This window comes from Burkholderia sp. YIM B11467 (assembly GCF_052952715.1).
Map to the genome: position 1 here is coordinate 18,850 of NZ_JBQVSQ010000014.1, position 24,323 is coordinate 43,172.

The 24,323-nt window shown below is 66.1% G+C and carries 23 protein-coding genes; 11 read left to right on the forward strand and 12 right to left on the reverse strand.

The annotated features are described in order from the left end of the window. Positions 1-7 precede the first annotated feature (7 nt). On the reverse strand, positions 8-736 hold the full coding sequence (locus ACTRWB_RS33150; RefSeq protein ID WP_129513613.1) for a DsbC family protein: 729 nt from the start codon (positions 734-736) through the stop codon (positions 8-10). 90 nt (positions 737-826) lie between these two features. Continuing rightward, positions 827-2,005, reverse strand: coding sequence for a UbiH/UbiF family hydroxylase (locus ACTRWB_RS33155; RefSeq protein ID WP_446904386.1), 1,179 nt, complete (start codon positions 2,003-2,005; stop codon positions 827-829). Between the two features lie 246 nt (positions 2,006-2,251). Between ACTRWB_RS33155 and ychF the strand changes: the two genes are divergently transcribed. After that, a complete protein-coding gene (gene ychF, locus ACTRWB_RS33160) occupies positions 2,252-3,346 on the forward strand; it encodes a redox-regulated ATPase YchF (RefSeq protein ID WP_193097559.1) in 1,095 nt (364 codons plus the stop codon). Between the two features lie 75 nt (positions 3,347-3,421). Here the strand turns inward: ychF and ACTRWB_RS33165 are convergent, their stop codons facing one another. From ACTRWB_RS33165 to ACTRWB_RS33185, 5 genes are all read right to left on the reverse strand, one after another. Beyond that, positions 3,422-4,483 (reverse strand): radical SAM protein, encoded by a 1,062-nt coding sequence (locus ACTRWB_RS33165; protein ID WP_446904387.1) that lies wholly within the window; start codon positions 4,481-4,483, stop codon positions 3,422-3,424. Positions 4,484-4,522: 39 nt separating this feature from the next. Beyond that, on the reverse strand, positions 4,523-5,392 hold the full coding sequence (locus ACTRWB_RS33170) for an alpha/beta hydrolase family protein (protein ID WP_446904388.1): 870 nt from the start codon (positions 5,390-5,392) through the stop codon (positions 4,523-4,525). 375 nt (positions 5,393-5,767) lie between these two features. Further along, on the reverse strand, positions 5,768-7,159 hold the full coding sequence (gene gabP / locus ACTRWB_RS33175) for a GABA permease (RefSeq protein WP_446904389.1): 1,392 nt from the start codon (positions 7,157-7,159) through the stop codon (positions 5,768-5,770). 415 nt (positions 7,160-7,574) lie between these two features. Next, on the reverse strand, positions 7,575-7,919 hold the full coding sequence (locus tag ACTRWB_RS33180; RefSeq protein WP_193097558.1) for an MmcQ/YjbR family DNA-binding protein: 345 nt from the start codon (positions 7,917-7,919) through the stop codon (positions 7,575-7,577). An 81-nt stretch (positions 7,920-8,000) separates the two neighbouring features. Continuing rightward, positions 8,001-9,266, reverse strand: coding sequence for an MFS transporter (locus tag ACTRWB_RS33185; RefSeq protein ID WP_446904390.1), 1,266 nt, complete (start codon positions 9,264-9,266; stop codon positions 8,001-8,003). A gap of 193 nt (positions 9,267-9,459) precedes the next feature. Here ACTRWB_RS33185 and gcvA point away from each other — a divergent pair, with 193 nt between their 5' ends. The 3 genes from gcvA to ettA all read left to right on the forward strand — a co-directional run bounded on the left by gcvA (position 9,460) and on the right by ettA (position 12,649). Then, positions 9,460-10,377: a transcriptional regulator GcvA gene (gene gcvA / locus ACTRWB_RS33190; protein WP_343494150.1), complete on the forward strand. Its 918-nt coding sequence runs from the start codon at positions 9,460-9,462 to the stop codon at positions 10,375-10,377. Between the two features lie 108 nt (positions 10,378-10,485). Next, positions 10,486-10,794 (forward strand): DUF3761 domain-containing protein, encoded by a 309-nt coding sequence (locus ACTRWB_RS33195; protein ID WP_446904391.1) that lies wholly within the window; start codon positions 10,486-10,488, stop codon positions 10,792-10,794. A 187-nt stretch (positions 10,795-10,981) separates the two neighbouring features. Next, positions 10,982-12,649, forward strand: coding sequence for an energy-dependent translational throttle protein EttA (gene ettA / locus ACTRWB_RS33200; protein WP_048249762.1), 1,668 nt, complete (start codon positions 10,982-10,984; stop codon positions 12,647-12,649). A 130-nt stretch (positions 12,650-12,779) separates the two neighbouring features. Here the strand turns inward: ettA and ACTRWB_RS33205 are convergent, their stop codons facing one another. The 4 genes from ACTRWB_RS33205 to ACTRWB_RS33220 are packed head-to-tail and all read right to left on the reverse strand — an operon-like array spanning position 12,780 to position 16,094. Beyond that, complete coding sequence (locus ACTRWB_RS33205; protein ID WP_129513605.1) at positions 12,780-13,403, reverse strand: HAD family hydrolase; 624 nt, start codon at positions 13,401-13,403, stop codon at positions 12,780-12,782. After that, complete coding sequence (locus tag ACTRWB_RS33210) at positions 13,400-13,951, reverse strand: cysteine hydrolase family protein (protein WP_446904392.1); 552 nt, start codon at positions 13,949-13,951, stop codon at positions 13,400-13,402. The genes ACTRWB_RS33205 and ACTRWB_RS33210 overlap by 4 nt, the downstream gene beginning before the upstream one ends. A gap of 55 nt (positions 13,952-14,006) precedes the next feature. Next, a complete protein-coding gene (locus tag ACTRWB_RS33215; protein ID WP_446904393.1) occupies positions 14,007-15,821 on the reverse strand; it encodes an aminopeptidase P family protein in 1,815 nt (604 codons plus the stop codon). A gap of 18 nt (positions 15,822-15,839) precedes the next feature. Continuing rightward, entirely contained in the window at positions 15,840-16,094 is a 255-nt protein-coding gene (locus ACTRWB_RS33220) for a hypothetical protein (protein ID WP_048251002.1), read from the reverse strand. 171 nt (positions 16,095-16,265) lie between these two features. Here ACTRWB_RS33220 and ACTRWB_RS33225 point away from each other — a divergent pair, with 171 nt between their 5' ends. The 7 genes from ACTRWB_RS33225 (at position 16,266) to ACTRWB_RS33255 (ending at position 22,360) form a co-directional block, all read left to right on the forward strand. After that, on the forward strand, positions 16,266-17,027 hold the full coding sequence (locus tag ACTRWB_RS33225) for a response regulator transcription factor (RefSeq protein WP_193097551.1): 762 nt from the start codon (positions 16,266-16,268) through the stop codon (positions 17,025-17,027). A gap of 26 nt (positions 17,028-17,053) precedes the next feature. Beyond that, positions 17,054-18,352, forward strand: a complete 1,299-nt coding sequence (hemA, locus tag ACTRWB_RS33230; protein ID WP_048251004.1) for a glutamyl-tRNA reductase — start codon at positions 17,054-17,056, stop codon at positions 18,350-18,352. Positions 18,353-18,433: 81 nt separating this feature from the next. Next, positions 18,434-19,516 (forward strand): peptide chain release factor 1, encoded by a 1,083-nt coding sequence (gene prfA / locus ACTRWB_RS33235; protein WP_129513602.1) that lies wholly within the window; start codon positions 18,434-18,436, stop codon positions 19,514-19,516. A 7-nt stretch (positions 19,517-19,523) separates the two neighbouring features. Beyond that, entirely contained in the window at positions 19,524-20,366 is an 843-nt protein-coding gene (gene prmC / locus ACTRWB_RS33240; protein ID WP_446904394.1) for a peptide chain release factor N(5)-glutamine methyltransferase, read from the forward strand. Between the two features lie 69 nt (positions 20,367-20,435). Continuing rightward, the gene (grxD, locus tag ACTRWB_RS33245) at positions 20,436-20,747 is read left to right on the forward strand and encodes a Grx4 family monothiol glutaredoxin (RefSeq protein ID WP_006753626.1); all 312 of its coding nucleotides are present in this window, start codon (positions 20,436-20,438) and stop codon (positions 20,745-20,747) included. A 13-nt stretch (positions 20,748-20,760) separates the two neighbouring features. After that, complete coding sequence (locus ACTRWB_RS33250) at positions 20,761-21,357, forward strand: UbiX family flavin prenyltransferase (RefSeq protein ID WP_446904395.1); 597 nt, start codon at positions 20,761-20,763, stop codon at positions 21,355-21,357. Positions 21,358-21,568: 211 nt separating this feature from the next. Further along, positions 21,569-22,360 carry a DODA-type extradiol aromatic ring-opening family dioxygenase gene (locus tag ACTRWB_RS33255; RefSeq protein WP_446904396.1) on the forward strand — a complete coding sequence of 264 codons (792 nt, stop codon included), beginning with the start codon at positions 21,569-21,571 and terminating at the stop codon, positions 22,358-22,360. A gap of 109 nt (positions 22,361-22,469) precedes the next feature. On the opposite strand, the gene ACTRWB_RS33260 is transcribed toward ACTRWB_RS33255, so the two are convergent. Next, positions 22,470-24,068: an APC family permease gene (locus tag ACTRWB_RS33260; RefSeq protein ID WP_129513599.1), complete on the reverse strand. Its 1,599-nt coding sequence runs from the start codon at positions 24,066-24,068 to the stop codon at positions 22,470-22,472. Positions 24,069-24,323 lie beyond the last annotated feature (255 nt).

Consider the following 24,323-nt stretch of genomic DNA (forward strand, 5'->3'; position numbering starts at 1 on the left):
CGGTCGGTTACTTGCTCGAGGCGAGCGCCTGATTGAGCTGATCGGCCGATACCGCGCCCGGCAGGCGGCGGCCATCCGGCAGGAAGATCGTCGGCGTGCCCGTGACGTTCATCCCGCGGCCAAGCGCGAGGTTCTTGTCGAGCGCGCTGGTATCGCAGGTGCCGGCGCCGGACGGCGCGTGATGGTCGAGCATCCAGCTCTGCCACGTCTTCGCGCGGTCGGTCGCGCACCAGATCGCCTTCGACTTCACGGTCGAATCCGGCGACAGCACCGGGTACAGGAACGTGTAGACGGTGACGTTGTCGATCGACTGCAGCGTCGTCTCGAGCTTCTTGCAGTACGGGCAGTTCGGATCGGAGAACACCGCGATCTTGCGTGCGCCGTTGCCCTTGACGACCTTGATTGCATTCGCGAACGGCAGGCTCGCGAAGTCGATCTTGTTGATTTCGGACAGGCGGGCGTCGGTCAGGTTCTTGTGCGTCTTGGTGTCGACGAGATCGCCGAGCAGCACGTAGTCGCCCGCCGCGTCGCTATAGATGATCTGCGAGCCGAGGTTCACCTCGTAAAGGCCCGCGACCGGCGATTTCGACACGCTCTTGATCGGCGCGTCGTTGCCGAGACGGGCCTGCAGCGTCGCTTTCAGCTTGTCGGTGGTTTGGTCGGCCTGCGCGGTGCAGCCCAGCGTCGCCATCGTGACGGCCAGCGCCAGCGACGCGATGCGGATCGTTTTTTTCATCGAAATCTTCCTTCAGCTCAATCGGAGTGCACGGCACAGTGTACGCCGTAACGGAACCGAGTCCGACCTGCGATACGGCCGAAGGTTCGCTCAACCGAGCGCGGAGGACACGAGCCAGCGTTTCACGAGCGGCTGCGCGCCGACGAATGCCATGCCCGCATTGCGTATGGCCTTCGCGAGCGGGCCCGGCACCGCGAACAGCCGCTGCAGGCCGTCGGTCGCGACCATCAGCGCGCGGATGTCCTCGCGCCGCGAACGCTCGTAGCGGCGCAGCAGCACCGTATCGCCGAGGTTGCGGAAACTTTCCTTGCCCGCGATCGCGTCGGCGAGCGCCGCGACGTCGCGCAGCCCGAGATTCATCCCCTGCCCCGCGAGCGGGTGGATCAGGTGCGCGGCATCGCCGACGAGCGCGACGCGCGGCGCGATCAGCTTGTCGACCGTCTGCAGCGCCAGCGGGAAACCGGCAGCCGGCGTCACGCATTCGAGCGCGCCGACCTGGCCGTGCGACACGCGCTCGACCTCCGCCGCGAGCTGCGCCGGATCGAGCGCGAGCAGTTTGTCTGCATGGGCGGTGTGCGCGGACCACACGAGCGACACGTGACCGTCCGGCAGCGGCAGCAGCGCGACGATCTCGCCTTCGTGGAACCACTGGTAAGCCGTTTCGCGGTGCGGCAGCGACGCCTTGAAGTTCGCGACGACGCCCGTCTGCCGGTAGTCGCGCCGCTCGACTTTGGCCCCCATTTGGGAACGGACCCACGAATGCGCACCGTCGGCGCCGACGATGAGATCCGCTTCCAGCACCTGCCCCGACGACAGCGTGAGCACGGCCGCATCGTCGCGCACGTCGAAGCCCTGTGCGCGCGCATCGAACCACGTGAGGTTCGGCTGGAACCGCAGCGCGGCGTCCAGCGACGTCTCGACCAGCGACGATTCGGCGATCCACGCGAGCTGCGGCACGGAGGCCTGGTACGCAGAGAAATGCAGTTCCGCGTGCGCATCGCCGTACACGCGCATGTCGTAGACGGGCGCAAGCCGGCCGTGGTCGAGCGCCTGCCAGACCCGCAGCCGCTCGAGCAAGGCCTGCGAGCTGGACGACAGCGCATAGACGCGCGTGTCGAACGCGAGATCGGCGGGGCGCGGCGTGGCCGGCTGGGCGAGCAAGGCAGTCTTGTAGCCGGACTGGGTCAGCGCGAGCGCGGCCGTCTTGCCGACGAGCCCGCCGCCGACCACGGCGACATCGAAGGTGTGGTGGGCAGTCATGGCGGGCATTATAGCCGCGGGGCCAAACCCTTACGCGGCCGGACTTTGCGGGAAATCAGCAGAATCGCGGGTGGATGCGGCGGCGCGGCGGCCCGCCGCATCTGCCGTTCGGCGCAAGCCCGGAATCCGGGGCGTCGGCACGGTACAATAGCGCTTTTGACCGTCGGCCCGCCGCGCCCCAAGCGCCGGCCGCCCTTTTTTCCCGCGCCGCCGTGCCCTGTCCGGCCGCGCCGCTTTACCCGTCCGAAGGATTCCATGAGCCTCAAATGCGGCATCGTCGGCTTGCCCAACGTCGGCAAGTCCACCCTGTTCAATGCGCTGACCAAGGCCGGCATCGCCGCCGAGAACTACCCGTTCTGCACGATCGAGCCGAACGTCGGCATCGTCGAAGTGCCCGATACGCGCCTGAACGCGCTCTCCGAGATCGTCAAGCCGGAGCGTGTCGTGCCGGCCGTCGTCGAATTCGTCGACATCGCCGGCCTCGTCGCGGGCGCGAGCAAGGGTGAAGGCCTCGGCAACCAGTTCCTCGCGAACATCCGCGAAACCGACGCGATCACGCACGTCGTGCGCTGCTTCGAAGACGAGAACGTCATTCACGTCGCCGGCAAGGTCAGCCCGATCGACGACATCGAAGTGATCAACACCGAACTCGCACTCGCCGACCTGAGCACCGTCGAAAAGGCGCTCGCGCGCTATTCGAAGGCCGCGAAGTCGGGTAACGACAAGGAAGCGGGCAAGCTCGTCGCGGTGCTCGACAAGGTGCGCGCGCAACTCGATCAGGGCAAGGCCGTGCGCGGCCTCGCGCTGTCGGACGACGAAGAGGCGCTGATCAAGCCGTTCTGCCTGATCACCGCAAAGCCGGCGATGTACGTCGCCAACGTGAAGGACGACGGCTTCGAGAACAATCCGCACCTCGACGTGGTGCGCAAGTACGCGGAAAGCGAAAACGCGCCGGTGGTTGCCGTGTGCGCGGCGATCGAAGCGGAAATCGCCGATCTCGACGACGCGGACAAGGAAGCGTTCCTCGCCGACATGGGCATGGAAGAGCCGGGCCTCGATCGCGTGATCCGCGCGGGCTTCAAGCTGCTCGGCCTGCAGACCTACTTCACCGCGGGCGTGAAGGAAGTGCGCGCGTGGACGATCCATATCGGCGATACGGCCCCGCAGGCGGCCGGCGTGATCCACACCGACTTCGAGCGCGGCTTCATCCGCGCGCAGACGATCGCGTTCGACGACTACGTCACGTACAAGGGCGAGCAAGGCGCGAAGGAAGCCGGCAAGATGCGCGCGGAAGGGAAGGAATATGTCGTGCACGACGGCGACGTGATGAACTTCCTGTTCAACGTCTGAGCGTAGCTTCAGTATCCGTGTAAAAGGCCCGCGTTTGCGGGCTTTTTTCTTTTCAATTCGAGCTAAGTCGCCGCGCTACTGCGCTGTGCGATCCAATGTACGCCCAACGCGGTTGCGCGGATGGTAACTTGACCAGACGAATTGGCTGAAATAACTCTCCGCGACCTCCGTCCACGTCCTGAGTCCATCGTCTTCCTGCAGCACATGCCTCGCGTTGACCAGCAACCACGACATCACTGCCTGGCTGTCGCGACATTTCGCACAGTCTCCTGAAGTACAGCAGCGAGCCAGCGTATGCAGGTCAGCGCAATACGCATTGAATTTCGGCAACGCAGGCCACCCCGAAGCGAACCGTTCCGCGTTCTGCGAATGACCTTCGCTGACACTCGGGCAACTGGAATGACCGAACGTTCCCCATGCGGTCTCCCCGCGCATGAGTGCAGCCAGATAGTACGGATGGCTTGCCACGGTTTCAGGGTATTTGACTTTCAATTCGAGCAATACGCTCAGGAGCTGCTCCTCGCCACGTCGACGAAGCGGTCCGGCAACATCGTATGGACTGTAGTAGTTGAACAGCAGACGATTTCCGTTATCCCGGATCTTGCGCACCGTTTCTTCGATATAAGCAATTCCGTCGATCGATACAGCGTAGACAAATCCAGCACGCTCGTCGTCGCGATAGTTCGCCAACGCTTTGTCGAACAGGCCGGTGAAACGCTTCCCGTTCGGTCCGATCGCGCGCAGTTCGTCGTCCAGCGGCCCGCCACCGAACACGGAGACCGCAATGGTGACATCTTCGAAACCCTCGTATGGAATTCGTCGAAGGCCGTTTGTCGACACGGACACTTTCGGCATGTATTTCCTGAATACGCTTATCCGATCCAGATACAACGCTGGCTCGCCGCCTATCAACAATGGTGCATTGATCCCGCGCTCGGCCTCATCCTTCACACGCGCCTCGAGACGTGACGTATCGCTCAACTCATCCGACGCGACGTCGAATTCGTTTTCGAAGAACCAGCACCCCTTGCAGCGCAGGTTGCATTGATTCGTGAGATGGTAAAGCGACGCGCGTGTCTCCTTTGCCTCGTTTCTGACTGCTTTGAAGCGCGCCTTCATGCCGATCGAATCGTCCATCCTGGTCTCCTGGTACGAGGACCCGAGCACGCCTGAGCGTCAGCTCCGCAATCCTCTGGTGAGTTCCGGCCACAGCGACGAATGCTGGCGGCGGAACATGCCGACGTGACCGATTGCTCGGCCATCGCAGTTTTCCGGGCTGATGAAATGGAGAGCGCTTCTGGCTTGCGGCAACCATCGTAGCCAGTCTTCGATGTTGGCCAGCGTTGCGAGCGGGTCGTCGGTTGCTGCAACTACCGTGACCGGAGCGGAGAATTCGTTGTAATAGTGGTGCTCAACGCCGACCCCGAACTCGTTCGCCATGTACCCGGGATGGCGGCACCATCGCGCCCACTGAAGCCCGACGTGCGCGGGCAGATCGTCGCCCCAACCGAGCATCCTGGCCGGCACATAACCGAGCAGGCGTGCAGTAACCGGGACGTAGAAATTCGCCAGCAACAACGCAATAATTCGATTCGGCCACAGGATGTTGCCGACGTATCCTGATGACGCTGAAATCGCGCATAGCGAACGGATCGACGCGTGATTCGGCATCAGGCCGACCAGTTGCGCGCCGGCACTATGACCGATCAGATGCGCTTCGCTCGCACCGGTCTCTCCGAGAAGCCAATCAAGCGCGGCGGGCATGTCGAGCTGCCCCCAGTCCTGTTTGCGTGCACGCGACTGGCGAACATGACGCACGTCGAGCGACGCCCCCATCCCCCGGTAATCGAATACGAATACTGGATACCCGGTGGCACGCAGCCAATCTGCGAACGGAAAATAAAAGGATTGACGAATGCCTGTCGCGGGACAAATGAGTACGGGAAAGCAAGCGCCTGAAGTCGACGGAAAATATGTGCCTTCCAACGGGAACCCGTCGCGGGCATGAAATGCAACGCGCACACGGGATATCGGCGACCTGCTCATTGCGCTGGTCTCGATACGGTGAACACGCAAAGACACGTGCTGAATCCGGAAACGAACCTGCGGCCCAGTTTCTGAATTTGGCCGCATAACAAAGGATTCTCAATCGATTTGCTCATCGATTCACCCCGGTTATCGAAGTGATCAATGTATTAAGTTGTTGCCGCCAACGAAATCAGACGAGTTCGATTTTTTGACGGCAAATTCCAATGCCGCACGCTGTTGCCGAGCACCCCGTGTCGCCCCCGGCAAGCGGTATCCACTTGTCCCCTCAAAAAAACGGCCCGACCGGCTTTGCCGGTCAGGCCATTTTTCATGACGGAAATCTCCCCGCCCGCCGACGGCGGACACTCGGTTCGCCGCCGCGCCATCGCGTCCTCACATCGCCGACACCCGCCGCCCCGCATTCGCCTGCGCATCGCGACCTCGCTTGTTCAGCCACGACGCAAGCAGCACAAGCAACGCCAGCACGACCGTCGCACCCACTTCCATCCGGTGATCCTCGCTGACGAACATCACGGTCAACGTGCCGCAGATGAACAGGATCACGGCCCACGTGAGCCACGGGAACATCCACATCCGCAGCGTCAGGTCGGCGCCGCTCGATTCGAGCGTCTTGCGCATCCGCAGCTGCGAGATCGCGATCACGAGGTACACGAGCAGCGCGATCGCGCCCGACGTCGCGAGCAGGAAGCCGAACACGTGCTCCGGCATCAGATAGTTCGCGATCACGGTCACGAAGCCGAAGGCCGTCGACGCGAGCACGGCCGCCCGCGGCGTGCCGGTCGAATCGGTACGATGCAGGAACGCAGGCGCGTCGTTGCGCTTCGACAGCGAGAACAGCATGCGCGACGCCGTGTACAGCGCCGAATTCAGGCAGCTCGCGACCGACACGAGCACGATCACGTCGATGATCGCCTTCGCGTTCGGGACGCCGATCAGCTCCATCGCGCGCTGATACGAGCCGTGCGTCGGCAGCAGCGGATCGTTCCACGGCACGATGGCCGCGACGACCAGAATCGAGCCGAGATAGAACAGCGTAATGCGCCAGATCACCGAGTTGGTCGCACGCACGATCTGGCGTTGCGGGTTGTCCGATTCGGCGGCCGCGATCGTCACGATCTCGGTGCCGAGGAACGAGAACATCGTCGTCAGCATCGCTGCCAGCACCGCACCGGCGCCGTTCGGCATGAAGCCTTGATGCGCGAACAGGTTCGACACGCCCGATACGGCCGGCGCCGGCACGATGCCGACGATCGCCGCGCCGCCGATGCACAGGAACACGACGATCGCGACGACCTTGATCAGCGCGAACCAGAATTCGAATTCGCCGTAGTTCTTGACGGAAAAGAGGTTGGTGATGGTAAGCAGGAGTGTGATGCCGAGTGCGAAGATCCAGGTCGCGACGCCCGGGAACCAGGCATTGAGGATGGTTGCGGCGGCCGTCGCCTCGATCGGGATCACGAGCACCCAGAACCACCAGTACAGCCAGCCGATCGTGAAGCCGGCCCAGTGGCCGATCGCGCGATCGGCATAGGTCGAGAACGACCCGCTGTCGGGATGTGCGACGGCCATCTCGCCGAGCATGCGCATCACCAGGACGACCAATACACCCGCGATCGCATACGCGAGTATCGACGCCGGACCGGCTTCCGCGATCGCGTGGCCGGAGCCGACGAACAAGCCCGCGCCGATGACGCCGGCAATCGACATCATCGTCACGTGACGCTGCTTCAGACCCGTGCCGAGGCCTGTGTTGCTTCCACTCATCTGTCTCTCTCCAAAAAACGGTTCCGGTTCGACCGGGAGTCGCATGAAGGCGGCGCGGGGAGTTGTCGTTCTTGAGTCCGGCTACGGCCGCGCGTGCATCGCACGCGGGCATGAGGTCGGACGGGGCCGGTCGGGTCGGTGCGCCGCGCAGTCTGCGAAGCTGTGGGTGCGATGCGGCACGCAGGGTGCCGGCGCATCGCGTGCGCCCTTTCCATCGGCTTTCGTCAGCCGCCTTCGAAGCGAAGGAGTGTAAGCATCAAACGGTTCTTCACTAAGAACCAATTGAAGAACTTCGATGGAACCACTTGTTGCATCGATGCGAACCGATGCAACGCTTGGTCCGGTGCGACGCCGGCTTGCGAGCCGTCGGATCGCTTGCGTCAAAGGTATGTCGGCAGCGTGGCGCGCCGAACGCTCAGTTCGAGCCGCGCGCCGCTTCGTCGCGCCACTTGGCCGGTACGATGGCGTGCCATTCTCGCAGAAGCAGGTTTTTCACGGCGTCGGGATGCGCGGCCGACAGCCGTACCAGCACGATCGGCCAGCCCACATAGTGATCGGTCACGTAATACACGTCGGGCTCCGATTCGATCAGCCACGCGCGCTCGTCGGGGCCGACGCCCTTCACGACGAGCGTGTCGCCGTCCTCGCGCAGCCGCGCGAGCATCTTGCCCTTCACCTTGAGTGCGGGCGTGCCGTACGACGTGCCCTCCTCGACACCGCGCCACGCCAGCGCGATCTGCCGGACTTCGTCGAATGTCACGATGCCTCCCCGACCGTTCGTCGATGGTTGACGGTCCGGCCACCCTACCGGAAATCGTCCGGCGCGCCCAGCCGGATGTGTTTATCCGCGGACCGCACGCGCGGCTGCCGGCGCCCGTCCGGTGGTCGCGACGATGGCGAATGCGATCGCATTCGCGACGGCGCTCGCGAGGATCGGCACGAGATAGCCGCCCCCCGCGTCGTAGATGAAGCCGGCGGCGGCCGGCCCGATCAGCGTGCCGAACGCGACGCTCGTATACAGGATGCCGATGATCGCGCTCACGTTGCGCCCGCCGAAGTAGTCCATCACGACTGCCGGCAGCACGGCGACCCAGCCGCCGTAGAACACGCCGAACACGAGTGCGAACGCGGCAAGCGTCGCGACGGTGCCGGCGCCCGCCCACGCAACGAGCGCGACGGCCATGCCCGCGAACATCGCGAGCAGCGATGCGCGGCGGCCGAAGCGGTCAGCGAGGCCGCCGAGGAAGAAGCGGCCGGCCGTGCTGCCGACGCCGATCGCGCCGAGCAGCAGCACGGCCGTCGATGGCGCGACGCCATGATCGAGCGCGTACGGCACGAGGTGAACGAACGGGACGAACACGCCGAACGAGCACACGAGGCATGCCGCGTAGAGGCTCGCGAACGGCCGCGACGTGACGGCTTCGCGCACCGTCGCGCCGGCATGCACGGTCGCGGCGGCCGCCGCCGCACCGGCGTTCCGGCCGCCGTCGCCGGCGACATCGCCGTCGGGCAACAGTCCACGCCCGCGCGGATCGTTCTCGATCAGCAGCGACATGCCAGCCCCCACCACCACCGCAATCACGGCCAGCGTGAAATACGCGCCGCGCCAGCCGACATGCGCGATCAGCGCGGACGCGAGCGGCGGCATCACGAGCGTGCCGACGCCGATCCCCGCGACCGCGAGCCCCGATGCAAAGCCGCGCCGGCGCACGAACCAGCGCTGCACGGCGCCGACGGCCGGCACATACGCGCAGCCAACGCCGAGACCGACACCCAGCCCGTACGCGACATAAACCTGCACCAGCGTGTGCGCGGCGCCGGCGGCCGCGAGCCCGGCGGCCGTCAGCAGCATCCCGGCGACGGCGAGGCGCCGCGAGCCGAAGCGATCGGCAAGCGGCCCGCTGACAATGCCGAAACCGAAATACAGGAAGCCGGCGAGCGAGAACACGAGCGAGATCTGCCCGCGCGATGCGGCGAAATCCCGCTGCAGCGACTCGACGAACGCGCTGAACGTATAGGCGCTGCCAAACCCGACGAACGTGACGGCAAACGCAGCCGCAACCACGTACCAGCCATAAAAGAGGCGCGATGCGCCCGGGCGGTTCATGACGATGCTCCTCTCAGGTCGCACCGGCCGCCGAGCGGCGTCCGGATTGCCTCATGGATATAGTTGAACTATGTTGATCACATCGGCCGCCGACAGGCAGCCACAAACAATGTGATCCGACGCGACAACGGTACTCGCGCGTACGCATCGCCTCAAACGATATTTCGTCGGCCTTTCGCTTTAGAAAAACTGAATGAATCGTTCCCGCCTGCCGCCCCTCAACGCGCTGCGCGCATTCGAAGCGGCCGCCCGCCACCTGTCGGTGAAATCGGCGGCCGAGGAACTGTCGGTCACGCCCGGCGCGGTGAGCCAGATGATCCGCACGCTCGAGACGCATCTCGGCGTGCAGCTGTTCGAGCGCGTCAACCGCGGCATCCTGCTGACGGCCGCCGGCCGCGACTACCTGCCGCCGGTGCGCAACGCGTTCCGGCAGATCGCCGATGCGTCGCAGCGTGTGTCGGGCGCCGCCGACAGCGGCGTGCTGACGGTGAGCGTCACGCCGTTCTTCGCGTCCGCATGGCTCGTGCCGCGCCTCGCGCAGTTCCGGGAGGCTTGCCCGGACGTCGACCTGCAGGTCGTCACGAGCCACGCGCTGGCGGATTTTTCGCGCGACGGCGTCGACGTCGCGATCCGTCACGGCCTCGGGCGTTACATCGGGCTGTGCAGCGAGCGCCTGCTGACGGTGGAGATCGTGGCCCTTGCGTCGCCCGACCTCGTCGCGCGGCTCGGCATGCCGGCGACGCCGGCCGATCTCGTCGGCTGGCCGCACTTGCACGACGCCGAGCGCAAGGGCTGGCACATCTGGTTCGGCGCGCAGCGGATCGACGATTTCGGCCCGCCGCGCGGCCCCGCGTTCGACGACTCGGGCCTGTTGCTGCAGGCGATCGCCGCCGGTCAGGGCGCCGGGCTGCTGCCGGCGGCGATGGTGCGCGGCGAGCTGGCAAGCGGCCGGCTCGTGCAGCTCGCCGACGTCGCGTGGCTCGACGATTTCGCGTACTACCTCGTCTACCCGCCGCATCACGCGGAGCGGCCGAAGGTGGCCGCGTTCCGCCGCTGGATTCTCGATGCCGCGCAGGCCGACGGCGCGGCGTCGATGTCCGGCGCGGCGTAACGTCGCTCTGTTCCGCAGCGCCGACGCCGATCCGGAACCGATCGGCTAACATGCGGCGCGGGCCGGCGGCCCGACATCGACAACAACATACCGACCGAGAGAGAGACCATGCCTGCCCTGCTGCGCCGCGCGACGCACATCGCGACCCTGTCGGCCGCGCTCTTCGTCGCATGCGCCACCGTGCCCGTTCCGGCGCACGCATACCGCGCACCGCCCGGCTACGGCAACGAAGCCGATCTCGACCGTCACGACACGTATCGCAACCGCGACGGCGAGACCGTGCATGCGCCCGCGCATTCCAGATCGGGCCGCGTGCCCGAAGGCGCGAGCGCGCGCTGCCGGGACGACACGTACAGCTTCAGCCGCCATCGGCGCGGCACGTGCTCGGGGCACGGCGGCGTCGCCGCGTGGCTGTGAGCGCGGCACGCCCGAATGCCTGCGCCGCGCCAGCGGCAGCTGGCGGCGAAGTACAATAGCCGCTCGCGCCGCCGACACCAGGCGACGCCGCCGCGCCCCGCGCGGCACGCTCCGTACCGAATCACCCGACGCCGCCACGCCAGCGCGCTGCGCGGCAGTCTCAACCATTTCTGACTTTCACACCCAAATGGCCCAATACGTTTTCACGATGAACCGGGTCGGCAAGATCGTGCCGCCCAAGCGCCAGATCCTGAAGGACATCTCGCTGTCGTTCTTTCCCGGCGCGAAGATCGGCGTGCTCGGCCTGAACGGCTCGGGCAAGTCGACGCTGATCCGCATCATGGCGGGCGTCGACAAGGACATCGAAGGCGAAGCGACGCCGATGCCGAACCTGAACATCGGCTACCTGCCGCAGGAACCGCAGCTCGACCCGACGAAGACGGTGCGCGAAGCCGTCGAGGACGGTCTCGGCGACCTGTTCCAGGCCAACAAGAAGCTCGAGGAAATCTACGCGGCCTATGCCGAGCCGGACGCCGATTTCGACGCGCTCGCGGCCGAACAGGCGAAGTACGAGGCGATCCTCGCGTCGAGCGACGGCGGCAGCCCCGAGCAGCAGCTCGAAGTGGCCGCCGACGCGCTGCGCCTGCCGCCGTGGGACGCGAAGATCGAACACCTGTCGGGCGGCGAAAAGCGCCGCGTCGCGCTGTGCAAGCTGCTGCTCGAAAAACCCGACATGCTGCTGCTCGACGAACCGACCAACCACCTCGACGCCGAATCGGTCGACTGGCTCGAGCAGTTCCTGGTGCGCTTCCCGGGCACCGTCGTCGCCGTCACGCACGATCGCTACTTCCTCGACAACGCGGCCGAGTGGATTCTCGAACTCGACCGCGGCCACGGCATTCCGTGGAAGGGCAACTACAGCAGCTGGCTCGACCAGAAGGAAGAACGCCTGAAGCAGGAAGAAGCGTCGGAGTCGGCGCGCCAGAAGGCGATCAAGAAGGAACTGGAGTGGGTGCGCCAGAACCCGAAGGGCCGTCAGGCGAAGTCGAAGGCGCGTATCGCGCGCTTCGAGGAGCTGAACAGTCAGGAATACCAGAAGCGCAACGAGACGCAGGAAATCTTCATCCCGGTCGGCGACCGCCTGGGCAATGAAGTGATCGAGTTCAAGAACGTCAGCAAGGCGTTCGGCGACCGCCTGCTGATCGACAACCTGAACCTCAAGATCCCGGCGGGCGCGATCGTCGGCATCATCGGTCCGAACGGCGCCGGCAAGTCGACGCTGTTCCGGATGCTGACGGGCAAGGAACAGCCGGATTCGGGCGAGGTCGTGATGGGCCCGACGGTGAAGCTCGCGTATGTCGATCAGAGCCGCGACGCGCTCGACGGCTCGAAGACGGTGTTCGAGGAAATCTCGGGCGGCGCCGACGTGCTGACGGTCGGCAAGTACGAAACGCCGTCGCGCGCGTACATCGGCCGCTTCAACTTCAAGGGCGGCGACCAGCAGAAGATCGTCGGCAACCTGTCGGGCGGTGAACGCGGCCGCCTGCACCTCGCGAAGACGCTGATCTCGGGCGGCAACGTGCTGCTGCTGGACGAACCGTCGAACGACCTCGACGTCGAAACGCTGCGCGCGCTGGAAGATGCCCTGCTCGAATTCGCGGGCTCGGTGATGGTGATCTCGCACGATCGCTGGTTCCTCGACCGGATCGCGACGCACATCCTCGCGTTCGAAGGCGACTCGCAGGTCACGTTCTTCGACGGCAACTACCAGGAATACGAAGCGGACAAGCGTGCGCGCCTCGGCGAGGAAGCCGCGAAGCCGAAGCGGCTGCGCTACAAGCCGATCAGCCGCTGAACGTCGCGGCCCGGGCGCCCGGCACTGCGGCAACGCGGGGCCGGTCGCCGAAGGCGGCCGCTTCCGGATCGGCAAAACGAAAAAGCGGGCCCGTGGCCCGCTTTTTTTTCGACCGCCGCTCGCCCTCCGCCTAGGCGAGCGCGCCCAGTTCGCGCAGCCGCGCTTCGGTCGCCGCCGCGCTCGTGTGGTGAATGCCGTGCCAGCCGAGCGCCGTCGCGGCCGCCGCGTTCTTCGCGTTGTCGTCGATGAACACGAGTTCGTGCGGCGCGATACCCGGCAGGTGCGGGTCGATCCGCGCGTGCATCTCGCGGTAGATCGCCGGATCGGGTTTCACGAGCTTCACGCGGCCCGACACGACGATGTCCTTGAAACGCCGCAGCACCGGGAAGTTTTCCCACGCATACGGAAACGTCTGCGCGGACCAGTTCGTCAGCCCGAACAGCGGCATCCCCTGCGCGTCGAGCCGGTCGACGAGCGCGGCGCCTTCGTCGAGCACGCCGCCGATCATCTCGTGCCAGCGCGCGTAGAACGCCCGGATCAGCGCCTCGTGCCCGGGAAACTTCGCGACGAGTTCGGCCGTACCTTCCTCGATCGTCTGCCCGCCGTCCTGGCGGATCACCCAGTCCATCGCGCAAACGTGCGTGAGAAACCAGCGGCGCTCGGCGTCGTCGGGAATCAGTTCCCGGTAAAGGTACTCGGGGCTCCAGTCGATCAGCACGCCGCCGAAATCGAACACCACAGCCTTGATCGTCATGCGAACTCCGTGGCCAGCACGTCCGCGAGCGGACGCGGCGTCACCGCGTTGCCCGACAGCGAATTGTTTTGCCAGATGAAGTGGTGGTGCGCGACGATCTGCGCGGCCGACAGGTGCGCACGCTCGTTCGTCGTGTGCAAGTCGGACACGACGGTCGTCCGGTAGCCGAGCAGCGCCGCACGGCGCGCGGCCGAATCGACGCAGAACTCGGTCGCATAACCGCAGATCAGCACCGAACGGATGCCGTGGCGCTCGAGCTGCGCCGCGAGCGGCGTGTCGTGGAACGAGTCGCTCGCCTGCTTGCGCACACGCCAGTCGTCGCTCCCGACGACCAGCCCCGCATGCAGCTCCCAGCCCGACGTGCCGGGCACGATGTCGTCGTCCGCGTCGCCGTCGTGCTGCACGAAGCATACGGGCGCGTTCGCCGCGCGTGCCGCCGCCGTCAACCGGTTGATGCCCGACACCACGTCGTCGAGCCGGTAAGCGGGCTGCGCCCGCTCCACCAGCCCGCGCTGCATGTCGACCACGATCACTGCGGTGTCCGCCATGTGTTGCCCTCGCTGTTGTTGTCCGGCCGTCGCCCGGCCACTGAAGCGCGTTGCGTCAGATCGGCTGCGTGCGTGCGTCGAGCCACGCCCTGGCATCGCCGCTCAGGTGCCGGCCGACGCGCTCGCGCACCGTCGCGTGATACGTGTTCAGCCACGCGCGCTCTTCGTCGTGCAGCATCTCGATCAGCACGCAGCGCGTGTCGATCGGGCACAGCGTCAACGTCTCGAACGCAAGGAAATCGCCGAACTCGGTCTGCCCGGCCGCGCGATTCACGACCAGGTTCTCGATCCGGATACCCCACTGACCGGGGCGGTATACGCCCGGCTCGATCGACGTGATCATGCCCTCTTCCATCGCCGTGTGCGGCTCGGCCGGCGCGTAGTGCGAGATGACCTGCGGGCCCTCGTGCACGTTCAGGAAGTAACCGACGCCATGCCCGGTGCCGTGGCCGTAGTCGAGCCCGGCCGACCACATCGGCGCGCGCGCGATCGCGTCGAGCATCGGCGAGCGGATGCCGCGCGGAAAGCGTGCGCGCGACAGCGCCATCATCGATTTCAGCACGATCGTGAAATCGCGCCGCTGCAGGTCGCTGACGGTACCGACCGGCACGACGCGCGTGATGTCGGTCGTGCCCGTCGTGTACTGCCCGCCCGAATCGATCAGCAGCAGGCCGTCGCCGGCGATCGTCGCGTGCGACTCAGCCGTCGCGTGGTAGTGCGGCATCGCGCCGTTCGCGTTGAACCCGGCGATCGTCGCGAAGCTCGGCGACACGTAACCGGGGCGCCGTGCGCGCGCGGCCGTGAGTTTCTGCTCGATCGTCAGCTCGGTGATCGTCTCGCGGTTCACCGCCTGTTCGAACCACGCGAAGAACTCCGCGAGCGCGGCGCCGTCGTGCTCCATCGTCACGCGCACGTGCTCGATCTCGGTGGACGTCTTGCGCGACTTCGCGAACGTCGACGGATTCACGGCCTCGATGAGCTTCACGCCGGCCGGCACGGCCTCGAGCGTGCCGAACGTCACGCGGCGCGGGTCGACCAGCAGCGTCGCGCCGTCGGGCAAGGCCGCGAGCGATGCGCGCGCGGCGTCGTACGCACGAACGTCGACGCCGTCCTGCGCGAGCGACGCGGCCAGCGCCGGCGACACCTTGCCGCTGGCGACGAACAGCGTCGCGCGATCGGCGCCGATCATTGCGTGCGCAACGAACACCGGATTGAAGTTGACGTCGGCGCCGCGCAGGTTGAACAGCCATGCGAGATCGTCGAGCGTCGACACGAAATGCCACTGCGCGCCCTGCGCGCGCATCGCGCGGCGCACTTCGGCCAGCTTGCTCGCGCGCGTCGTGTCGGCCTGCGGCGCGGCATGCTCGAACACCGCATCGCCGGGCAACCCCGGCCGCTCGGGCCAGATCGCGTCGAGCAGGTCGAGATCGGTGCGCAGCGCGATGCCGCGTGCGCTCAGCGCGGCCGTCAACCCGCGCGCGGCCGCGACACCGAGCACGGCGCCGTCGACACCCACCGTCGCGCCCGCCGCCACGTTCTGCGCGAGCCAGTCGACGTGCGGCGCGCTCTGCTGCCCGCCCGTCATCTTCATCAACTGCACGCCCGTGCCGGCCAGCTCGGCGTCGGCCTGCACCCAGTAGCGGCTGTCGACCCACAGCCCCGCGAAATCCGCGGTCACGACCAGCGTGCCGACCGAGCCCGTGAAACCGGACAGCCAGCGGCGGGCCTGCCAGCGTTCGGGCAGGTACTCGGACAGGTGGGGATCGGCGGACGGCACGAGATAGGCGGCCAGGCCCTCGCGGGCCATGGCGCCGCGCAGCAGCGCGAGGCGGGCCGGCACCGACGAGACTTCGGGGAGACGGGCATTCATGATTTCACCTGAGAGCATTCAGCGACGGGCCGACAGTGCGACCGTCACGGCTACGGCGAGGAACGCGACGCCGGTGCAGACCGGCCATTCGAGCGTCTCGCCATCGTAAAACAGTCCCGAGAGATTGCCGGCCATTCGGGCGGCGGCCGCGCCCGCGATGCCGACGAGCACCGCGATCCACCATGCCGGCCGGCTCGTGCGCCGCATCGGATGCAGCCATCGGCCGAACAGCCCGACGGCCGCTCCCAGGACAAGGATTCCAAACCAGTTCATTCGACGCCTTCGATAAATTCGGATTCGTCCCATAGGCGTGAACGTTGCCAGCGGCTAGCATCGATTCATCCATCGAACCCGAGACCAGCCGGGTGCCGCCAACATTCGAGTGTAGGGGCCGACTCGACGTTATGGCAAGCGCACACCGGCCGCCGTAATGAAGAAATTCTCATGCGAATCGCTCTGATCGATCCGGAGGCGCGTCATGCCGCACTCCTGAATCGCCTGCTCTTTGCAGGCGGTCATGTGTGCCACGCGTTTTCGTCCAGTACGGCGTTCTTCGAATGGCTCGCCACCGACACCTGCGACATGCTGATCACCGGCAACTGGGCCGGCGACCAGCCGGCCGAGGAAGTCATTCCGCGCGCGCAGACGATCCTGCCCGGGCTGCCGGCCATCGCCGTGATGCAATTGCCGCGCGAAAGCGAAATCGTATCGTGCCTGCACGCGGGTGCCGACGATTGCCTCGTGCGCCCCGTGAGCGGGCCCGAGCTGCTCGCGCGCGTCAACGCGCTGAGCCGGCGCGCGGGCGTGCGCCGGCCGCCGACCCGCTCGCGCGAAATGTATGGGGAATACGCGTTCGACGCCACGCACGGCCTCGTGCGCTTCGGCGACGCAATCGTTTCACTCACGCCCAAGGAGTTCCGCTTCGCGCAACTGCTGTTCGCGAACCTGTCGCGGCCCGTGTCGCGCGCCCATATCCTCGAAACGGTGTGGGCATGCCGCCGCGACATGAAGTCGCGCACGCTCGATACGCACGCGTCCCGGCTGCGCAGCAAGTTGCGGTTGCTTCCGGAGCGCGGCTACCGGCTGTTGCCGCTTTACGGCTACGGTTATCAGCTCGATCGCGTGCCGATCGAGCCCCCAAATTCTCGCCCCCGGCACGCTGATGCCCGGTATGCGTCGAGTGAGGAAATCGCTGAAACGCTATAATATGGGGCTAAACGATAGCCCTCGATATGCAACTCCTCACGATCGGAATCAATCACCACACTGCGCCTGTCGCCCTGCGCGAACGCGTGGCGTTTCCGCTCGAGCAAATCAAGCCGGCTCTCGTCACGTTCAAGAACGTGTTTCTCGGCCCCCAGGCACCCAATACGCCCGAAGCGGCGATCCTCTCCACCTGCAACCGCACCGAACTGTATTGCGCGACCGATGATCGCGCGGCACGCGAGGGCGCGATCCGCTGGCTGTCGGAGTATCACCGGATTCCGGTCGACGAACTCGCCCCGCACGTCTATGCGCTGCCGCAGTCTGAAGCGGTCCGGCACGCGTTCCGCGTCGCGTCCGGCCTCGATTCGATGGTGCTCGGCGAAACCCAGATTCTGGGCCAGATGAAGGATGCGGTCCGCACCGCGACGGAAGCCGGTGCGCTCGGCACCTATCTGAACCAGTTGTTCCAGCGCACGTTCGCGGTGGCGAAAGAAGTGCGCGGCACGACCGAGATCGGCACGCAGTCGGTGTCGATGGCTGCCGCCGCGGTGCGCCTCGCGCAGCGGATCTTCGAAAAGGTGTCCGATCAGCGCGTGCTGTTCATCGGCGCCGGCGAAATGATCGAGCTGTGCGCGACGCACTTCGCCGCGCAAGGCCCGCGCGAACTCGTCGTCGCGAACCGCACGGCCGAACGCGGCCAGCGCCTCGCAGAACGCTTCAACGGCCGCGCGATGCCGCTCGCGGATCTGCCGGCCCGCATCCAGGAATTCGACATCATCGTGTCGTGCACGGCGTCGACGCTGCCGATCATCGGCCTCGGCGCGGTCGAGCGCGCGGTGAAGGCGCGCCGCCATCGGCCGATCTTCATGGTCGACCTGGCGGTGCCGCGCGACATCGAGCCCGAAGTCGGCAAGCTGAAGGACGTATTCCTTTACACCGTCGACGATCTCGGCGCGATCGTGCGCGAAGGCAACGCATCGCGCCAGGCCGCGGTCGCGCAGGCCGAGTCGATCATCGAGACGCGCGTGCAGAATTTCATGCAATGGCTCGACACGCGCAGCGTCGTGCCGGTGATCCGTCACATGCATACGCAGGCCGACGCGCTGCGCCGCGCCGAAGTCGACAAGGCGCAGAAGCTGCTCGCGCGCGGCGACGATCCGGCCGCCGTGCTCGAAGCGCTGTCGCAGGCGCTGACCAACAAGCTGATCCACGGCCCGACGAGCGCGCTCAACCGCGTGAACGGCGCCGACCGCGATTCGCTGATCGACCTGATGCGCGGCTTCTACCAGCACGCACCGCGCTCGAACGACCAATCCGGCCACTAGCGCCGGCCAGTCGCCCTGCCGCCGGCCGCGAGCCGGCCTATCCTTTCCGAATACCCTTGCCCGGGAGCGCCGCTCCACACCATGAAGACGAGCATGCAACGCAAGCTCGACCAGCTGTCTACACGGCTGGCCGAACTGAACGACCTGCTGAGCCGCGAAAACGTCACGGCCGATCTCGACCAGTACCGCAAGCTGACCCGCGAACATGCGGAACTCGGTCCGGTCGTCGAGCAGTACGCACTGTGGCGCCAGTCGCGCAACGACGAGACGGCCGCGCAGGAGCTGCTCACCGATCCGTCGATGCGCGATTTCGCCGAGGACGAGATTCGCAGCGCACGCGAAAGCATGACCCGCCTCGAGGTCGAGTTGCAGAAGATGCTGCTGCCGAAGGATCCGAACGACGATCGCAACATCTTCCTCGAAATCCGCGCGGGCACGGGCGGTGACGAATCGGCGCTGTTCGCCGGCGACCTGCTGCGCATGTACCTGCGCTTCGCGGAACGCCAGCGCTGGCAGGTCGAAATGATGTCGGAGAGCGCGTCGGATCTCGGCGGCTACAAGGAAGTGATCGTGCGGATCGCGGGCCAGGGCGCGTATTCGCGCCTGAAGTTCGAATCGGGCGGCCATCGCGTGCAGCGCGTGCCGGCGACCGAGACGCAGGGGCGCATCCATACGTCCGCCTGCACGGTCGCCGTGATGCCGGAAGCCGATGAAATCGGCGAGGTCGAGATCAACCCGGCCGACCTGCGGATCGACACGTTCCGCGCGTCCGGCGCGGGCGGCCAGCACATCAACAAGACCGATTCGGCGGTGCGCGTCACGCACATCCCGACCGGGATCGTCGTCGAATGCCAGGACGACCGTTCGCAGCACAAGAACAAGGATCGCGCGCTGAAGGTGCTCGCCGCGCGCATCAAGGACAAGCAGTATCACGAGCAGCACGCGAAGGAAGCCGCGACGCGCAAGAGCCTGATCGGCTCCGGCGACCGCTCGGAGCGGATCCGCACGTACAACTTCCCGCAGGGCCGGATGACCGACCACCGGATCAACCTGACGCTGTACCGGCTCGAAGCGATCATGGACGGCGATCTCGACGAACTGATCGGCGTGCTCGTCACCGAGCACCAGGCCGAACTGCTCGCGTCGCTCGGCGAAGCCGACTGAGGCCGCGATGCCCGACACCACCGCCGACGAACTGCTGCGCGCGTCGCCGCTCGACGCGGTCGATGCGCGCGTGCTGCTCGCGCACGCGCTCGGCTGGACCCGCACGCAGCTGATCACGCGCGGCGACGCGCCGCTCGACGCGGCCGCGGTCGAACGCTACCGCGCGCTCGAAGCGCGCCGCGTGGCCGGCGAGCCCGTCGCGCAGCTCGTCGGCATGCGCGAATTCTTCGGCCGGCCGTTCGACGTGACGCCCGACGTGCTGATCCCGCGCCCCGAAACCGAATTGCTCGTCGACGCCGCGCTCGATGCGATCGACGGGCTGCCGCAACCGGCCGTGCTCGATCTCGGCACCGGCAGCGGCGCGATCGCCGTGTCGATCGCCGCCGAGCGTCCCGATGCACGCGTGTGGGCGCTCGACCGTTCGCCGGCCGCGCTCGCGGTCGCGCAACGCAACGCGGACAAGCTGCTCGACGCGGGCCGCCCGGGCGGCCCGCTGCACTGGCTGCAGAGCGACTGGTACGCAGCGCTCGATCCGGCGCTCGCATTCGACACGATCGTCAGCAACCCGCCGTACATCGCGCAGCACGATCCGCACCTCGCGCAGGGCGACCTGCGTTTCGAGCCGCGCGGCGCGCTCACCGACGATGCCGACGGCCTCAGCGCGATCCGCACGATCGTCGCGGGCGCCGGCACCTATCTGAAACCGGGCGGCACGCTCTGGATCGAGCACGGTTACGACCAGGCCGAAGCCGTACGCGCGGTGCTCGTCTCACACGGCTTCGTCGCGGTCGAATCGCTCGCCGATCTGGCAGCGATCGAACGCACGACCGGCGGCCGCCTGCCGGGCTGATGCCCGGCCCGCCCGGTTGAAATCCGCTATCATTTCGATCTAACGCCCCGCAAACACGCAAGGTCAGTCATGGACACCCAACAACGTATCAAGCAAATCGTCGACGAAAACCAGGTCGTGCTCTTCATGAAGGGCAACGCGCAATTCCCGATGTGCGGCTTCTCGGGCCGCGCAGTGCAGGTGCTGAAGGCCTGTGGCGTCGACCAGTTCAAGACGGTCAACGTGCTCGAGGACGACGAAATCCGCCAGGGCATCAAGGAATTCTCGAACTGGCCGACCATCCCGCAGCTCTACGTGAAGGGCGAATTCGTCGGCGGCTCGGACATCATGATGGAGATGTACCAGTCGGGCGAACTGCAGCAACTGTTCGCCGCCGCGTAACGCTCCCCGTTCGATGGCATCTCCCAGCGCGCCGCCACGCCGGCTGATCGTCGCGATCACCGGCGCCACCGGCGCGATCTACGGCGTGCGGCTGCTCGACCTGCTGCGCGCCGCCGGCGGCGTCGAAACGCACCTGCTGATTTCGAACGCCGGCTGGCTCAACATCCAGCACGAACTGAAGCTGCCGAAGACCGATGTCGAAAGCCGTGCGGATGTCGTGCATTCGGTGCGCGACGTCGGTGCGACGATCGCATCGGGATCGTTCGCGACCGACGGGATGGTGATCGCGCCCTGCTCGATGAAGACGCTCGCGAGCATCGCGCACGGGCTGTCCGACAACCTGATCACGCGCGCGGCCGACGTCACGCTGAAGGAACGCCGCCGTCTCGTGCTGATGGTGCGCGAAACGCCGTTCAACCTCGCGCATCTGCGCAACATGACCGCCGTCACCGAAATGGGCGGCATCGTCTTTCCGCCGTTGCCCGCGTTCTACGCGATGCCGAAGACGATCGAGGAACTCGTCGACCAGACCGTCACGCGCGTACTCGACCTGTTCGCGCTCAGCGCACCGCTGACCACGCCGTGGGCCGGCATCCGGCACGCGCAATAAGCGGCCTGCCGCAGCCCCGTTCTTCGCGCATCTTCGCCGATTCCACCGGCAATTCATTCGAATTAACGCCTACGGACGCCTACCCGCTTCGGCACGCGTCGCAGCGCCCCGATTATCAACAAACAAGCGTCAATCAAATTCCACGGCGTGGATTTATCAATACGCGGTGCGCGCCTATAGTCACAGGCAAATCCCTTTGCAGGCCACCACCATGAACCGCTTGCCTTCGCTCTACCTGTCCCACGGCGCGCCGACGCTGCCGATCGACCCGTCGCTGCCGTCCGGTGCGTTCACGCACCTCGGTGCCGAATTGCCGCGCCCACGCGCGGTACTGATGCTGTCCGCGCATTGGGGCACGCAGAATCCGGTCGCGAGCGTCGCCGCGCACCCGGAAACGATCCACGACTTCTACGGCTTTCCGCGCGCGCTGTACGAGATCCGCTACCCGGCGCCGGGCGCGCCCGACGTCGCCGAGCGCGCGGCCGCGCTGCTGAACGCGGCCGGCATCGCGACCGCGACGAACGAGCACGGCCTCGACCACGGCGCGTGGGTGCCGATGCTGCTGATGTTCCCGGAGGCCGACGTGCCCGTCGCGCAGTTGTCGATCCAGCCGCGCGCGGATGCGGCCCACCACTTCGCGCTCGGCCGCGCGCTGCGGCCGCTGCGGGACGAAGGCGTGATGGTGATCGGCTCGGGCCAGATCACGCACAACCTGCGTGCCGCCGATTTCGGCGCGGCGCCCGAGGATGCGGACCCGCGCGTCAAGGACTTCACCGACTGGTTTGAGGCGAAGCTTGCCGCGCGCGACGTCGACGCGCTGCTCGACTATCGCCGGCAGGCGCCGCATGCAGCGCTGATGCATCCGACCGACGAGCATCTGCTGCCGGTATTCACGGCGCTCGGCGCGGCGGACGATGACTACCAGCTCGGCATCCAGTCGCTCGGCACCTACCAGCGCGTGCTCGCGATGACGAATTACGTGTTCGCCAGCGCGGCCGCCTGAGCGTCACGCGACAACCGGCGACCGCAAACAAAAAGCCCGCCCGAGCATTGCTCGGGCGGGCTTTTTTTGCCACGTTCCGTCGCCGCCGAATCCGGCGACAGATCAGGCGTCAGGCACCGACCCCTTCGAGGATCTCGTCGTGCGACTCGCGCTCGTCGAGATACTTGGTCCGGTAGCCGGACTTCGCGCCCCAGAAGTAAAACACCAGCGCGATTGCCGCGACGATCAGCATGTCCCAGCCGTACGGCAGGACGCCGTGACCGCCGAATTCCTTGCTGCCGATCAGCGACAGCACAGCCATCGTCGGCAGGTACGCGACCAGCCACCATGCGGCCCGCAGGTCTTCACCCCAACCGGTCCAGCCCGCCTTCGCCTGGAAGAAGAAGTACACCGGCAGCGCGACGATCATCAGCAGGATGATTTCGCCGGTCAGCGGCCACTTCGCCCAGTACAGGATCAGCGACGCGCAGACGAACGCGAACGGTGCAATCAGCTTCATGCCCGGGATCGACAGCGGCCGCTCGATGTCGGTCGCCGAACGGCGCAGGGCCATCAGGCTGATCGGGCCGGTCAGGTACGAAATCACCGTCGCGACCGAAATCACCGCCGCAAGCGAACTCCAGCCGCGGAAGAAGAACAGGAAGATGAACGAGACCAGCAGGTTGAACCACATCGCCTGACGCGGCACGCCGTAGAGCGGGTGCACGTTGCCGAACATCTTCGGCATCGTGTTGTTGCGCTCCATCGCGTAGATCATCCGCGTCGTCGTCGCCATGTAGGTCGTGCCGGTGCCGCTCGGGCTGACGAACGCGTCGACGTACAGCATGATCGCGAGCCAGTTCAGGTTCAGCGCGATCGCCAGTTCGGCGAACGGCGACTTGAAGTTGAAGTGCGACCAGCCCGCCGCGATGTCGGTCGGATTCACCGCGCCGATGTACGCGACCTGCAGCAGCACATAGATCACGAGTGCGATCAGGATCGACGTAATCACCGCGAACGGCACGCTGCGCGACGGATTGCGCGCTTCGCCCGCGAGGTTCACGGGACTCTGGAAGCCGTTGAACGCGAACACGATGCCGCTCGTCGCGACCGCGGTCAGCACCGCCGACCAGCCGTACGGCGCAAAGCTTGCATTGGATGCGGTGCCGAGGTTGTCCGAGTGGAAGCTCGTCAGCATCAGGCCGAGGATCGTGAGGCCGGGGATCAGGAACTTGAAGATCGTGATCGCGGTGTTCGCCCGCGCGAAGGCCTTCACGCCCCAGTAGTTCAGCATGAAGTAGATGACGACCAGCACGGCCGACAGCAACAGGCCTGGTGTCGTCAACTCGCCGTTCACGAACAGCGCGTGCGCCCATGGATACGGCCACGTGCTCATGTACTGGATCGACGCTTCGGCCTCGATCGGGATCACGGATACGATCGCGATCCAGTTCGCCCATGCACTGATGAAACCCACCAGCGAACCGTGCGAGTAGCGCGCATAACGCACCATGCCGCCCGACTCGGGGAACATCGCGCCCAGTTCGGCATACGTCAGTGCAATCGCGAGAATCACGACGGCGCCGATGATCCAGGCGCAGATCGCCGCCGGACCGGCGATCTTCGCGGCCTTCCAGGCGCCGAACAGCCAGCCCGAGCCGATAATCGAACCCAGCCCCGTCAGCATCAATGCAAACGGGCCGATGTTCCGTTGAATAGAACTCTTCACATCCTCTCCTGTGTCTCAAAAAGCATGGTCGGCCTGCGGTCCGGGATCGGCTCGGACAGCACCGCGCACGCATTCTTGGGGGGACGAGTCATCCGATCGGGGCAACCCGTCCACGCGGCGCGTAGTTTAACGGTTGCACCTGAAACGTGGCGCCAAAATCGTTCGGCCCCTACAAAAAATTCGCATGGCCTGCAAGCTTTGTAAACCTGATCTACGCAATAACCCTGAGAGCATGGAAATACGGTTGACCATACG